The 13,921-nt window shown below is 72.8% G+C and carries 13 protein-coding genes; 5 read left to right on the top strand and 8 right to left on the bottom strand.

Annotation, left to right across the window (positions count from 1 at the left end):
- Window positions 1-66 precede the first annotated feature (66 nt).
- From IF54_RS0108980 to IF54_RS0108960, 5 genes are all read right to left on the bottom strand, one after another.
- Window positions 67-3,060 carry an AAA family ATPase gene (locus tag IF54_RS0108980; protein ID WP_030316321.1) on the bottom strand — a complete coding sequence of 998 codons (2,994 nt, stop codon included), beginning with the start codon at window positions 3,058-3,060 and terminating at the stop codon, window positions 67-69.
- Window positions 3,057-4,220: an exonuclease SbcCD subunit D gene (locus tag IF54_RS0108975; RefSeq protein WP_030316318.1), complete on the bottom strand. Its 1,164-nt coding sequence runs from the start codon at window positions 4,218-4,220 to the stop codon at window positions 3,057-3,059. Before IF54_RS0108975 ends, IF54_RS0108980 begins: the two co-directional genes overlap by 4 nt.
- Before the next feature lie 103 nt (window positions 4,221-4,323).
- Entirely contained in the window at window positions 4,324-4,950 is a 627-nt protein-coding gene (locus IF54_RS0108970) for a YigZ family protein (RefSeq protein ID WP_030316316.1), read from the bottom strand.
- Between the two features lie 74 nt (window positions 4,951-5,024).
- Window positions 5,025-5,564 carry a SixA phosphatase family protein gene (locus IF54_RS0108965; RefSeq protein WP_030316315.1) on the bottom strand — a complete coding sequence of 180 codons (540 nt, stop codon included), beginning with the start codon at window positions 5,562-5,564 and terminating at the stop codon, window positions 5,025-5,027.
- Entirely contained in the window at window positions 5,561-6,277 is a 717-nt protein-coding gene (locus IF54_RS0108960) for a hypothetical protein (protein WP_030316313.1), read from the bottom strand. The genes IF54_RS0108965 and IF54_RS0108960 overlap by 4 nt, the downstream gene beginning before the upstream one ends.
- Before the next feature lie 203 nt (window positions 6,278-6,480).
- Between IF54_RS0108960 and IF54_RS0108955 the strand changes: the two genes are divergently transcribed.
- The 3 genes from IF54_RS0108955 (at window position 6,481) to IF54_RS0108945 (ending at window position 10,002) form a co-directional block, all read left to right on the top strand.
- Window positions 6,481-6,888: a CoA-binding protein gene (locus IF54_RS0108955; protein ID WP_030316311.1), complete on the top strand. Its 408-nt coding sequence runs from the start codon at window positions 6,481-6,483 to the stop codon at window positions 6,886-6,888.
- A 167-nt stretch (window positions 6,889-7,055) separates the two neighbouring features.
- A complete protein-coding gene (locus IF54_RS0108950) occupies window positions 7,056-8,693 on the top strand; it encodes an APC family permease (RefSeq protein ID WP_030316309.1) in 1,638 nt (545 codons plus the stop codon).
- Window positions 8,694-8,790: 97 nt separating this feature from the next.
- A complete protein-coding gene (locus IF54_RS0108945; protein ID WP_030316307.1) occupies window positions 8,791-10,002 on the top strand; it encodes a 4-hydroxybenzoate 3-monooxygenase in 1,212 nt (403 codons plus the stop codon).
- A 28-nt stretch (window positions 10,003-10,030) separates the two neighbouring features.
- Here the strand turns inward: IF54_RS0108945 and IF54_RS0108940 are convergent, their stop codons facing one another.
- Window positions 10,031-10,390 carry an ArsR/SmtB family transcription factor gene (locus tag IF54_RS0108940; protein ID WP_037819635.1) on the bottom strand — a complete coding sequence of 120 codons (360 nt, stop codon included), beginning with the start codon at window positions 10,388-10,390 and terminating at the stop codon, window positions 10,031-10,033.
- 9 nt (window positions 10,391-10,399) lie between these two features.
- Here IF54_RS0108940 and IF54_RS0108935 point away from each other — a divergent pair, with 9 nt between their 5' ends.
- On the top strand, window positions 10,400-11,569 hold the full coding sequence (locus IF54_RS0108935; RefSeq protein WP_234438944.1) for a cation diffusion facilitator family transporter: 1,170 nt from the start codon (window positions 10,400-10,402) through the stop codon (window positions 11,567-11,569).
- 157 nt (window positions 11,570-11,726) lie between these two features.
- Here the strand turns inward: IF54_RS0108935 and IF54_RS0108930 are convergent, their stop codons facing one another.
- Together IF54_RS0108930 and IF54_RS0108925 are read right to left on the bottom strand one after the other, a co-directional pair.
- Window positions 11,727-12,284, bottom strand: coding sequence for a YbaK/EbsC family protein (locus IF54_RS0108930; protein ID WP_030316300.1), 558 nt, complete (start codon window positions 12,282-12,284; stop codon window positions 11,727-11,729).
- A 20-nt stretch (window positions 12,285-12,304) separates the two neighbouring features.
- Window positions 12,305-12,877, bottom strand: coding sequence for a helix-turn-helix domain-containing protein (locus tag IF54_RS0108925; RefSeq protein WP_030316298.1), 573 nt, complete (start codon window positions 12,875-12,877; stop codon window positions 12,305-12,307).
- Window positions 12,878-12,970: 93 nt separating this feature from the next.
- Between IF54_RS0108925 and IF54_RS0108920 the strand changes: the two genes are divergently transcribed.
- Window positions 12,971-13,828 (top strand): EamA family transporter, encoded by an 858-nt coding sequence (locus IF54_RS0108920; RefSeq protein ID WP_030316296.1) that lies wholly within the window; start codon window positions 12,971-12,973, stop codon window positions 13,826-13,828.
- Window positions 13,829-13,921: the final 93 nt, after the last annotated feature.

Below are 13,921 nucleotides of genomic sequence, written 5' to 3'. Positions count from 1 at the left end.
TGCGGAGCCCCTGAGCTGCGGAGCCGCTGAGCCGCTGAGCCCGGCCTCGCCCCTCCCGCGCCGCCCTCAGCCCCCGCCCCGCTGTCTCAGCACCGACCCCGACCGCCCCTTCACGACCTCCAGCTGCGCGTGGATGCGCCGCCGCAGATCCGCCACGTGGCTCACGATGCCGACGCTGCGATCGCGTTCCCGCAGTGCGTCCAGGACGTCGAGGACCTCGTCCAGCGTCTGGTCGTCGAGGCTGCCGAAGCCCTCGTCGATGAAGAGGGTGTCGAGCCGGACCCCGCCCGCCTCGTCGGTGACGACGTCCGCGAGACCTAGGGCCAGGGCGAGCGAGGCGAAGAACGTCTCGCCGCCCGACAGCGTGGACGTGTCCCGCTCCCGCCCGGTCCAGGCGTCGACCACGTGCAGCCCCAGACCGCTGCGCCCGCGCCCGCTGCGGTCGTCGGAGTGGACGAGGGTGTAGCGGCCGGACGACATGCGCTGGAGGCGTACGGTCGCGGCGGCGGCCACCTGCTCGAGCCGGGCCGCGAGCACGTACGACTCCAGACGCATCTTGCGTTCGTTGTCCGCGGAGGTACCGGCGGCGAGCGCGGAGAGCCGGGCCACCCGGTCGTACTCCTCCCGCAGGGGAGCCAGCCGCCTGAGGCCGCCGGCGGCGCGGGCGGAGAGCCGGTCGAGCTCGGCGCAGCGCCGGGCGGCGGCGTCCCGCGCGGAGGCAGCCTCCCGGACCCGGCCGGCCGCGTGGGCCGCGACCCGCTCGGCCCCGGTCACGTCGGCGTCCGGCCGGCGGGCCGCGTCGGCGGTGTCGGTCTCGGCGAGTACGGCCCGGACGGCGGCCTCCTCGGCCTGCCAGGCGTCCAGCCGGTGCTGGAGGTCGCGGTGGGCCGCGTCGTCGAGGAGGGCGGCGGCCGCGGCCCCCGGGGTGTCGAAACCGGCCCGGAAGGCGGCGTCGGCGAGCCGGGCGTCGGCGTCCTTGAGCCGCTGGGCGGTGTCCTCGGCGACGCGCGCGGTGTCGGCGGCGTCGGTGAGCAGCGCGGCCCGCCGCTCCAGCTGCGCGGCACGCACGGCCACGCTGGCGGCGTCGCCGCGCGCCTCGGCCAACTCCGCTTCCAGGGCAGTCCGTTCCCGGTCCAGCGCGTCCCGGCGGGCGCCGCGCGAGGCGGTGCGCACGGCGGCCTCGCGCTGGGCGGTCAGGCGTCGCTCGCGTTCCCGCTCGGCCTGGCGCAGCTGTTCCATCGCGGTGTGCAGCGCCGAGGCGAGGCCGCGCGCCCGGGTGTACTCGCGCTCCAACTCCTCCACCTGGACGGCGAGTTCCTCGGTGGAGGTGTCACCGGCCTCGCCCTGGGCGGCGGCCAGGGCCCGCTGCACGAAGGCGAGGCGCCGCTCGGCCTCGGCGCGCTGTTCGTCGGCGCGCTGGGAAGCGGCCAGGGCGCTCTCCTCGGTCTCCCGGTCGACGTGCCCGGCGTCCTTGCGGGCGGGCGCGGGATGCTCGGTGGCCCCGCAGACCCCGCACGGTGCGCCCTCGGTGAGCTGTGCGGCCAGTTCGGCGGCGATGCCGTTCAGCCGCTGTTCCTTCACCTCCAGCCACTCGGCGCGGGCTTTCAGGGCGCGCTCGGTGGCCTCGATCACCTGCCGCTGGGCGTCGTCGGTGTCCCGGGCGAACTCGTCGCGCTGCCGGGCGGCGGCGAGCCGCTTGCGGGCGGGTTCCCGCTGCACGGCGAGCTGTTCGGCGCGGGTGGCCGCCTCCTGGGCCGATTCCACGCCCTGTTGGAGTCCGGCGCGGGACTCCTCCCAGCCGGAGAGCCAGGTCTCGGCCTCCTGAAGGACGTCCTCGTCGGACCGCTCCTCGTGCTCCAGATCGGCGCGCTCCGCGACCAGTTGACCGAGCCGCTGCTCGGCGCGCCGGGCGGAGTCCAGCCCGCCCAGCTCCTCGGCGGACCGGCGTGCGGCGCTCGCGAGTCCGGCGGCACCGGCTTCCGCGAAGGTCTCCGGCAGCAGCCCCCGCGCGCGTGCCTCGGCCGCGGCGGCCCGTCGGTGCTCGGCCTCGGCGGCCTCCCGCAGCTCCAGCGCGGGCGCCACCGCCTCCGCCTTGCGTGCCCGCTCCATCCGGGCCTGCGCCTGGTGGTAGCCGTCGGCGCGCTCCTCCAGAAGAGCGGCACGCTCGCGTGCCTGGGCGAAACGCCTCTGCAACCGGTCGAGTTCGCGTACGTCGGCCAGGTCGCGCTCGGCGGCGGCCTGACGTGACTCGGCGGCGGCGAGCCCGCAGTGGGCGATCGTCAGCTGTTCACGGGCGGTGGCACGGGCGACGGCGGCAGCGCTCAGAACGGCCTCGGCCAGCCCCGGCTCCCCGGGGGCGATCTCGGGCAGCTCCATGGCGTCACCGGCGGCCTGCTGCATGCGGTGCGCGTCGGCCAGCAGGGCGGCGTCGCCCTCCCGGACCTGTGCCTCGGCCGTGCGGCGGCGCTCCGCCAGCCGCTTCTCGACCTCGGCGAAGCGGTGGGTGTCGAAGAGCCGGCCCAGCAGCTTGCCACGCGCTTCCGCGTCGGCCCGCAGGAAGCGCGCGAAGTCCCCCTGGGGCAACAGCACGACCTGGCAGAACTGCTCGCGGCTCATGCCGAGCAGCTGGGTGATCTCCTCGCCGATCTCCTGGTGGGACCGGCTCAGGTCCTTCCAGCTCCCGGCCGTGCCGTCGTACTCGCGCAGCCAGCTCTGCGCCTTGTCGAGCGTCGAGCCGGAGCCGCGCTTCTTGGGGCGCTCCCAGGGCGGCTGCCGGGTGATCTCCAACCGCCGTCCGGCCACGGTGAGTTCGAGTGTCACGGAGGTACGGGTGCCGGCGGCGGCGTGGTCGCTGCGCAGTGTCAGTCCCTGGCCGCTCTGCCGGGCGCCCGGTACCGCGCCGTAGAGCGCGTAGCAGACCCCGTCGAGCACGGAGGTCTTGCCCGCGCCCGTCGGGCCGTGCAGCAGGAACAGCCCAGCCGCCGAGAGCTCGTCGAAGTCGACCGTCTGGGAGCCGCCGAAGGGTCCGAAGGCGGTGATGTCGAGCCGGTGCAGCCTCACCGCGCCACCTCCCGGACGGCCTCGTCGGCGCGCACGGTGTCGAACGCGTCCCGCAGCACGGCCTGTTCCCGCTCGTCGGGTCCGGCACCGCGCACATGGGCCACGAAGTCCTCCGCGATCTCCTGGTCGCTGCGGCCGGCCAGCCGCCGGGCGTACGACACGTCGGGGTCGTCGGGCGCCCGCTCGGGGGCGAAGACGAGGCTGAGGGTGTGCGGGAACCGCTCGCTGAGCCGGGCCATGGGTTCGGCCGGGCGGACCGGGTCGGTGAGGGTGGCCTCGACCCAGGCCTCCTCCTGGTGCACGAGCCGGGGATCGGCGAGCAGTTCCTCCAGCGTCCCGCGGATGCGGGCCAGCGCGCGCGGTACGGGGCAGTCGACGCGCTCGGCGCTGATCGCGCCCTCGGCGTCCAGGTCGATCAGCCACATGCTCTTGCGGTGGTCGGCCTCCGAGAAGGAGTACGGCAGCGGGGAGCCGGAGTAGCGCACGCGCTCGGTGATGGTCTGGCTGCCGTGCAGGTGGCCGAGGGCGGTGTAGTCGACCCCGTCGAAGACGCCGGAGGGGACGGCGGCCACTCCCCCGACGGTGATGTCCCGCTCGCTGTCGCTGGCCTCGCCCCCGGTGACGAAGGCGTGGGCCAGGACGACGGACCGGGTGCCCGGAGCGCGGGTGGCGAGGTCGGCGCGGACGCGGTCCATGGCGGCGGCGAGCACGGTCTCGTGCCCGGCCTTCGCCACGCCGAACTCGTCTTTCACCAGGGCGGGTTCGAGATAGGGAAGCCCGTAGAACGCCACGTCTCCGTAGGCATCGGCGAGCACCACCGGTGTGCCGCACGCGGCGGGCTCGGTCCGCAGGTGGATGCCGGCGCGCCCGATCAGTCCCGCGCCGACTCCCAGGCGGCGGGCCGAGTCGTGGTTCCCGGAGATCATCACGGTGGGCACGCCGAGGTCGGCGAGGCGGTGCAGCGCGTCGTCGAACAGCTCGACCGCGGCGAGCGGCGGCACCGCGCGGTCGTACACGTCTCCCGACACGACCACCGCGTCCACCGCGCGCTCCCGCACGGTCGCCACGAGGTGACCGATGAACTCGGCCTGGGCCCCCAGCATGGAGACCCGGTGGAAGGCCCGGCCGAGATGCCAGTCGGAAGTGTGCAACAGCCTCATGATCCCCGACCCTAACGGCCGGGTCTGACATCACGTGCGGTTACTCCCGTATCGACCCGTCATGACCACACTCCGACCGGCCCGTTATGCCCGAAAAGCACAACTAGGCGTCCCCGTACGCCTCTCCCCCGAGCTCCAGCGCCGCCGTCCCCGCGGTCGCGTCCGCGAGCCACCCCCGGAACGCCTCCACGTCGGCGTCCGGCAGTCCGATCTCGATGGTGACCGCCTCGCCGTAGCGGACGTCGCGGACGGTGCGGCCGGTCGAGCGCAGGTCGTTCTCCACCTTGCCGGCGCGCTGGTGGTCGACGGTGACGGTCGCGAGGCGGAAGCGGCGACGGGTGAGGGTGCCGAGGGTGTCCAGGGCCTCGCCGACGGCGCCGCCGTACGCCCTGATGAGGCCACCCGCGCCGAGCTTGACGCCGCCGTAGTAGCGGGTGACGACGGCGACGACGTAACGCATGTCGCGGCGGAGCAGCATCTGGAGCATGGGGACACCGGCGGTGCCGCCGGGTTCGCCGTCGTCGCTCGCCTTCTGGATCGCGGCGTCGGCGCCGATGACGTACGCGAAGCAGTGGTGACTGGCGTCGGCGTGCTCCTTGCGGACCCCGGCGATGAAGTCCTGCGCCTCCTGCTCGGTGGCCACGGGGGCGAGCGCACACAGAAAACGCGACCGATTGACCTCGACCTCATGCACACCCACGCGGGCCACTGTGCGGTACTCGTCCTGCATCCGGCCAGCCTAGTCCGTGGTCGAAGACGGCCCGGCGCTCGCCGGGAGGTGGTGGCCGGCATCTCAGGGCCGGGTCACTTCCGGCCCCGCGCCACCATCACGGACGTGAGCAGCGCCGCCCCCGGGTCCAGGGACCGCCAGGTCGCCCCGTGCCAGGCCAGTACCGCGATCGCCGCGGTCGGGAACTTCAGGCGTACCTCCTCCAGCGAGTCGTCGAGGCCGTCGCCGGCCAGGGTCAGGACCAGCTCTTCCAGGCCGGGGTTGTGCCCGACGAGCAGCAACGTCACCACCTCGGGCGGTGTGCTGCGGACGGCTGCCAGCAGTTCGGGTACCTCGGCGCCGTACAGCTCCGGGTCGAAACGGACCGGCGGCGGGCTTCCCCACTGCGCGGACGCCAGTTCCCAGGTGTGCCGGGCGCGGACCGCCGTGGAGCACAGGGCGAGGTCGGGGAGCAGGTCGGACGCGGCGAGGACACGGCCCGCCTCCGGCGCGTCCCGGTATCCGCGCGGCCCGAGCGGTCGCTCGTGGTCGGCGACCCCCTCGGGCCAGGCGGACTTGGCGTGTCTGAGGACCACCAGTCGGCGCAGCGGACCCGCTCCGGCACGCTCGATCATGACGGGCACCCCAGGTCACGGGCGAGTTCGAGGCCGAGCAGCCGGTCCGCGTAGACGTACGTCTCGAAGCGGGCGCCCTCCGGCAGCTCCGACTCCTCGACCCACGTCAGCACGCGCAGCACTTCAGGTACGTCCAAGTCGTCCTCCCAGGCGGTGCGGAGCCGTCCGCGCACCTCGTCGGGGACGGGCCGGGACGGCTGCCGCGCCCACGCGGCGACGGCCCGACGCCAGCGTACGAGGGTCTCCTGGGCCCGGCCCAGGGCGTTCTCGTCGAGCCGCACGGGCGTGTTCCGGGGCGGGGTGAGCAGCGCGAGCCGGACGACGGAGGGGTCGGTGCCCGCCACCTCGCTCAGGGTCTCGACGGGCGCGACGCCGACCCGTACGCCGTCCGGCGTCGCACCGCCCTCCTCCACCACATGGATGACCTGCGACTCCCCCCACGCGGGGCCGACGTCCTCCACGTCCTCGAAGGGCCGGACGCCGAGGTCGGCGGCTCCGGCGTGCAGTTCGGCCCGGTCGCGGTCCGCGGTGAGCAGCGCCCACACGGGGGTGCCGCCGAGTTCCAGGGCCCGCAGGAGGACGTCGGCGACGAGCAGGACGCGGAGCCCGGAGCCGTCGTAGCCCGGTACATGGGCCTCCACTCGGGTCAGGCCCCTGCGGGCGGGGACGGCGTCGACGGGCTCGCCGGTTCGGGCGTCGATGATGCGCAGCACGGGGCGAGCGTAGGCGGACGGCGGGCTCGGTGCGGGCGACTGGCGCGGATTGTGTGAACAGGACGCCGTTCGGCCGGGCCGGGATCGACCGAGGGACCGGGCCGGGATCGAGCGAGGGACCGGGCCGAGAACGGCCGAGGAATCACCGCGCCCCGCGCACTGTTGTGCGCCACAGCGACCGCACCGACCCAAGGAGACCGAGCGTGTACGGCGACCCGGCAACGATCCGCAAGATCCTCACCGAGCTCGGTGACACCTGGGCCATCGTGGGCCTGTCCTCGAACCAGCGGCGCGCGGCGTACGGAGTGGCCGGCGTCCTCCAGCGCTACGGCAAGCGCATCGTGCCGGTGCATCCGAAGGCGGAGACGGTGCACGGCGAGCAGGGCTACCCCTCCCTGGCGGCGATCCCGTTCGACGTCGACGTGGTCGACGTGTTCGTCAACAGCGACCTCGCAGGATCGGTCGCCGACGAGGCGGTCGCCAAGGGCGCCACGGCCGTGTGGTTCCAACTGGACGTCATCGACGAGTCCGCGTACGCCCGCACCCGCGCCGCCGGTCTGGACATGGTCATGGACAAGTGCCCGGCCATAGAGATCCCCCGCCTGGGCTGATTCCGATTCCCCTCCCTTCCCTTCTCGAATTCCTGAAACGCTCGCAATAAACTCCCCGCAAGGAAGTCAAATAGACGACAACCTCCTTTAATTCAAAGGCTGTTGATTCGTAACCTGAGGCCCCTCACACAGCAAATGTGTGTATTTCGTGAGAGGCCCCCTAAATTATGGTAAGCGTCGATTCAGTACCTGGAATAAAGGGGACGCCGGGCAGCAGCCTGCGGCGGGACATCGGGCTGATCGGGCTCATGTGGGCCTCGGTCGGTTCCATCATCGGCTCGGGCTGGCTGTACGGCGCACAGGAGGCGGTCGTCGTGGCCGGCCCCGCCGCCGTGATCTCGTGGGTCATCGGCGCGGTGGCCATCGTGCTGCTCGCCCTCGTCCACGCGGAACTCGGTGGAATGTTCCCGGTGGCGGGCGGCACCGCCCGATATCCCCACTATGCCTTCGGCGGTCTCGCCGGAATGTCGTTCGGCTGGTTCTCCTGGCTCCAGGCGGCGACCGTCGCGCCGATCGAGGTCGAGGCGATGATCGGTTATGCCGGTCACTGGTCGTGGGCGCAGGGATTCCAGCACGCCGACAAGACGCTCACCACGAGCGGGTTCCTCGTCGCCATCGTCCTCATGGCCGTCTTCGTGGTCGTCAATTTCCTCGGCGTGAGGGTGCTCGCGCACACCAACAGCGCCGCCACCTGGTGGAAGATCGCCGTGCCCCTGGCGACCATCTTCATCATCGCGGTCGGCAACTTCCACCCGGGCAACTTCCACTCCGAGGGCTTCGCCCCGTTCGGCGCCAAGGGCGTACTGAGCGCCATCAGCACCAGCGGCATCATCTTCGCGCTGCTGGGCTTCGAGCAGGCGATCCAGCTGGCGGGCGAGAGCCGCAACCCGCAGCGCGACCTGCCGCGCGCGACCATCGGCTCGGTCGCCATCGGCGCCGTCATCTACGTGCTGCTCCAGGTCGTGTTCATCGGCGCGCTGCCGCACAGCTCCTTCGCCCACGGCTGGGCGAAGCTCGACTACGCCGGCATCAGCGGCCCCTGGGCCGGTCTCGCCACCCTCGTGGGCCTCGGCTGGCTGGGCTGGATCCTCTACCTGGACGCCGTGATCTCACCGGGCGGCACCGGTCTCATCTACACGACCGCCACCTCCCGGGTCTCCTACGGCCTGTCCAAAAACGGTTACGCGCCCAAGCTGTTCGAGCGCACCGACGACCGCGGCGTGCCGTGGTTCGGCCTCGTCATCTCCTTCGTGACCGGAGTGGTCTGCTTCCTGCCCTTCCCGAGCTGGCAGCAGCTGGTCAGCTTCATCACCTCGGCGAGCGTTCTGATGTACGCGGGCGCCCCGCTGGCGTACGGCGTCTTCAGCGACCGGCTGCCCCGGTACGAGCGGCCCTACCGGCTGCCCGCGGGCTCGATCCTGTCCCCCGCGTCCTTCGTGGTCGCCAACCTCATCATCTACTGGGCGGGTTGGAACACCCTCTGGCGGCTCGGTATCGCGATCGTGCTCGGCTATGTGCTGCTCGGTGGCTATGCCCTCCACGCGGTCGCCAAGCGGCTGCCGGACGCGCCCCGCATGGACTGGAAGGCCGCCCAGTGGCTGCCGGTCTACCTGGTGGGCATGGGTCTGATCTCCTGGCAGGGCGGTTTCGGCGGCTCGGGCCGGATCGCGCTGTGGTGGGACATCCTGCTGATCGCGGCGTTCTCCCTGGTGATCTACTACTGGGCCCGCGCCACCGCGTCCCCCGCGGCGCAGATCGAACGCAGCATCCAGGAGGTCGTCGTCACGGACGCGCCCGCGCACTGAGATACGGGGGGGAAAGAGGGAGCGGGCCGGATGCCTCCGTGTGCGGAGCCATCCGGCCCGCATACCCGTCCGACCTGGGCACCGACATAATGGCCGGGTGATCTCCCACCCCAACTCCGTTACGCCCCAACGCTTTCCGGTCGTCATCGTCGGTGCCGGGCCCGCCGGACTGACGGTCGGCAACATCCTGCGGGCCGCGGACGTGGACTGCCTCGTCCTGGAGGCGGAGACCCGCGCGTTCATCGAGCAGCGGCCACGGGCAGGGGTCATCGAGGAGTGGGCCGTCCGCGGTCTGGAGCGGCGCGGGCTCGCCCACACCCTGCTGGAGCGAGCCCAGTTGCACACCGAGTGCGAGTTCCGCTTCGCCGGCGACCGCTTCCGCTTCTCCTACGGCGAACTGACGGGACAGCACCACTTCATCTATCCGCAACCGCTGCTGGTGACGGACCTGGTGCGCGAGTACGCCGACGCACGGGGCGGCGAGATCCGCTTCGGCGTCCAGGACATCGAGCTCCACGACCTGGAATCGTCCCGGCCCTCCGTGTCGTACACCGATGCGGAATCCGGTCAACAACACGTGGTGGAGTGCGAGTTCGTGGCAGGCTGCGACGGGGCGCGCGGGGTGACCCGTACGGTCCTGCCGCCGACCACCACCGTCTCACGGCACGACTACGGCGTCGGCTGGCTGGCGTTGCTCGCCGAGGCGCCACCGTCCTCCGACTGCGTCCTGTTCGGCATCCATCCGAACGGCTTCGCCGGGCACATGGCCCGCAGCCCCGAGGTCACCCGCTACTACCTGGAGTGCCCACCCGGCGACGACCCGGAGAACTGGCCCCACGAACGCGTGTGGAGCGAGCTCCAGTCGCGCCTCCGCGCGGACGGCTCCCCGCCGCTCACCGAGGGACGGCTGATCGAGAAGCGCGTCCTCGACATGCACAACCACGTCGTGGAACCCATGACGTTCGGCCGGCTCTTCCTCGCCGGCGACGCCGCCCACCTGACCGCGCCGATCGCGGCGAAGGGCATGAACCTCGCCCTGCACGACGCCTTCCTGCTCGGCGACGCGCTCGTCGCCTACCTCGGCAAGGACGACGGCAGCGGCCTCGACGGCTACTCGGAGACCTGCCTGCGGCGCGTGTGGGACTACCAGGAGTTCTCCCAGTGGCTCTCGGAGGTGTACCACGGCACCTCCTCGGGCGACGAGTACCGCGCGGGCACCACCTTCGCCCGCCTCCGCCGTCTGTTCACCTCCCCCGCGGCCGCCGCCGCGTTCGCGGAGCAGTACCTCGGTACGGCGTCCGCGTACTGAACCGCCGGCCCCGGCCCCGGCCGGGCCGTCAGTCGTGCACCGGCCGGTCGTTGAGCCGGTGGTCGGCCACGTTCAGCGCCTCGTCCAGCAGTCGGCGCAGATGGCCGTCGCGCAGGGCGTAGATCACCCGGCGCCCTTCCTTCCGTGTGCTCACCAGTCCGGCGAGCCGGAGCCGCGCGAGGTGCTGGCTCACGGCCGGCCGGGCCGCCCCGCACGCCTCCGTGAGTGTCGTGACATCGGCCTCCGACCTGGTCAGCGCGTGCAGCAGGGTGAGGCGGGTGCGGTCGCCCAGCAGGGCGAGGATCTCGGCGGCGAGGGCGAACTGTTCCTCGCCCGGGGTACGCGGATGCGCATCGTGCGCAGGTGATAGGTGCATGCGTGCGCTCATACGCACATAATGGTCCCGTGGGCTCGTCACGTCCACCGCCGCGCGCATCGGAAGGGGCATCACGTGAGCCATCACGACCACCGTCACGGGCATCCGCACGAGCACACGCGCCCCGGCGTCCACCACGGGCATCCGCACGAGCACGCCCGCCCCGGCATCCGCCACGGGCATTGGCACGAGCACGCGCGCCCCGGCATCCGCCACCGGCTCGCCCACCTCCTCACCCCGCACTCCCACGAGACCGCCGACAAGCTCGACTCCGCACTGGAGTCCTCGGCGCGCGGCATGCGTGCCCTGTGGGTCTCGCTGGCGGTGCTCGGCGTGACGGCCCTGGCACAGGCGGTCGTGGTGATCGTGTCCGGGTCCGTCGCCCTCCTCGGTGACACCGTGCACAACGCGGCGGACGCGCTGACCGCCGTCCCGCTGGGCATCGCCTTCGTGCTGGGCCGGCGCGCGGCCACGCGCCGGTTCACCTACGGCTACGGCCGCGCCGAGGACCTCGCGGGCATCGCGATCGTGCTGACCATCGCGGCGAGCGCGGCCTTCGCGGGCTGGGCGGCGGTCGACCGGCTGCTGGACCCGCGTCCGGTCGCCCATGTCCCGGCGGTCGCGGTGGCCGCGCTGCTGGGCTTCGCGGGCAACGAGTGGGTGGCCCGGTACCGCATCCGGGTGGGCCGGGACATCGGCTCGGCGGCGCTGGTCGCGGACGGACTGCACGCCCGCACCGACGGGTTCACCTCACTCGCCGTGCTCGTCGGTGCCGGCGGCTCCGCCCTCGGCTGGCAACTCGCCGACCCGATCGTGGGGTTGGCGATCACGGCCGCGATCGCCCTCGTCCTGCGGGACGCGGCACGCGAGGTGTTCCGGCGGGTGATGGACGCCGTCGACCCGGCCCTGGTCGACCGCGCCGAGAGCGCGCTGCGGACGGTCGAAGGCGTGCGCGAAGTGGGCGAGTTGAGGCTGCGCTGGATCGGGCACCGGCTGCGCGCGGAGGTGGCGGTCGTGGTGGACGGCGAGATGACGGTACGTCAGTCGCACGCCGTCGCCGTCGAGGCCGAGCACGCCCTGCTGCACGCCGTGCCCCGCCTCACCGCAGCGCTGGTGCACGCGGATCCGGCCCCGGTACCGGGCGACACGGACCCGCACCACGCCCTCGCCCACCACGCGCCGGCCCGGTGACGGGGCAGGCCCACACTCCGGCCCGGTCGACGGGGCAGGCTAACGCTCCGGCCAGGTGGACGGGGCAGGCCCACACTCCGGCCAGGTGGACGGCAGAGGCCCACACTCCGGCCAGGTGGACGGGGCAGGGTCGGCGTCGGTCATGCCCGGTGAGGCCTCAGGCCACGCCCAGCCCCTCCAGCACCACCGCGCCCGGCAGTTCGGCGAACGCCTTCCCCGGCACCAGCAGCTTCCCGCGCCGGCGCCCGCTGCCGACGAGGACATAGGGCAGGTCCACGACGGCCGGGTCGACCAACAGCGGCCAGTCGGCCGGGAGTCCGAGCGGGGTGATGCCGCCGTACTCCATGCCGGTCTCCCCGGTCGCCGTGTCCATCGAGGCGAACGAGGCCTTGCGGGCGCCCAGTTGGCGGCGGACGACACCGTTGACGTCGACCCGTGCGGTGGACAGCACCACGCACGCCGCGAGCATGGTCTCGCCGCCGCGCCTGCCCGCGACGACCACGCAGTTCGCCGACCGCTCCAGGAGCTCGCGGCCGTAGTGCTCCACGAAGACGGCCGTGTCCGCCCAGCGGGGGTCGGTGTCGACGTACACGATCTGCTCGGCGGGGACGCTGCCGCTCCAGTGGCGTACGGCGTCGGCGACCGGGCGGGTCAGTTCGTCGAGGGCGTCGGGAGCGGGGGTGGCGTGGTCGAAGTGTCCGAGGGGCGCGTCCATGGCGGCACGCTAACAGGCGCTCAGGACACGGCCGGTACCGAGACCGCCAGCATCCAGCGGGCCGGGACGTCGCCCTGATTGGCGTACACGTGCTCGGCATTGGCCTCGAAGGTGACGCTCGCCCCGGCGGGCACCCGGTGCTCGACACCGTCGACGGTCAGGGTCATCTCGCCCTCCGTGACGTGCAGGATCTCCACGGTGCCGACGGGGTGCGGGTCCGACCGGCTGCTCTCGCCCGGCATCATCAGCCACTCCCACATCTCCAGCGGCCCCGGGGCCTCCGCGCCCGCGAGGAGCCGGCTCCAGCTGCCCGCCTCCGTGCTCCACAGCCGGACCACCTGCTCGGGCGGGACGACCCGCACCCTGGGGCCCTGCTCGTAGTCGAGCAGGGTGGTGATGCTGATGCCGAGCGCGTCGCCGATCTTCACGACGGTGCCGAGGCTGGGGTTGGTGCGGGCCTGCTCGATCTGGATCAGCATGCCGCGGCTGACTCCGGCCCGGGCGGCGAGCGTGTCCAGGGTGAAGCCGCGGTCGGTCCGCCAGCGCTTGACGTTGCGCGCGAGGGACTGGGTCAGCAGGTCGAGGTCCGACACGTCACGTCCAATATTCTGTATGACACGGTACAACTGAATGAACTACGGTGGGGTGCACCCGATCGTTCACCGAACTGTACTGCGAGGCACCCCGTGACGGCATTCTTCGCCCTGGCCGCCAGCCTGCTGTGGGGCCTGGCCGACTTCGGCGGCGGAGTGCTGACCCGACGGCTCCCGGCGCTCACGGTGGTGGTCGTCTCGCAGGCGGTCGCGGCAGCCGTGCTCGGCGCGATCGTGGTGGCCACGGGCGGCTGGAGCGAGATTGGACCACGCCTCTGGTTCGCCTTCGCCGCGGGCCTGGTGGGACCCGTTGCCCTGATCAGCTTCTACAAGGCGCTCGCGCTGGGTCCGATGGGGGTCGTCTCACCGCTGGGCACGCTGGGCGTGGCGGTCCCGGTCGGCGTCGGCCTCTTCCTCGGCGAACGGCCCGGACCGGTGCAGGCCGCGGGGATCGCCGTAGCCGTCACCGGGGTCGTCCTGGCCGGCGGCCCCCAGTTGCGGGGCGCTCCTGTACAGCGCCGGGCGATCGTCCTGTCCCTGATCGCTGCACTGGGCTTCGGCACGGTGTTCGCCCTGATCGCGGAGGCGTCCGCCACCGTCACCGGCCTGTTCCTGGCCCTGTTCGTGCAGCGCGTGGTCAATGTGGCGGTGGGCGGCGCCGCGCTGTACGTCTCGGTCCGCCGGGGCGCCCCCGCCCTCCCGGACACCGGCTTCCCCTGGCGGTCCCTCCCCGCACTGGCCTTTGTCGGCCTTGCGGACGTGGCGGCCAACGGCACGTACGCGGTCGCCGCCCAGCACGGCCCGGTGACCGTGGCCGCGGTACTGGCCTCCCTCTACCCGGTGGTGACGGCCCTGGCCGCCCGGGGCTTCCTGAGCGAACGCCTACGAACCCTCCAGGCGACGGGGGCGGGTCTGGCGTTGGTGGGCACCCTGCTCCTGGCAACGGGGTAGGAGCAGGGACGCGATTTCGGCCCTGCTGGGCAACGGTGCTCCTGCCAACGGGTAACGCTGCAACACGCCTTTCGGGGGCGCGGGGAACTGCGC

The organism is Streptomyces sp. NRRL B-3229, from assembly GCF_000719505.1.
Taxonomy (GTDB): domain Bacteria; phylum Actinomycetota; class Actinomycetes; order Streptomycetales; family Streptomycetaceae; genus Streptomyces; species Streptomyces griseorubiginosus.
The sequence above is the reverse complement of the archived record's forward strand: the minus strand, read 5'-3'. Positions and strand labels throughout refer to the sequence as shown.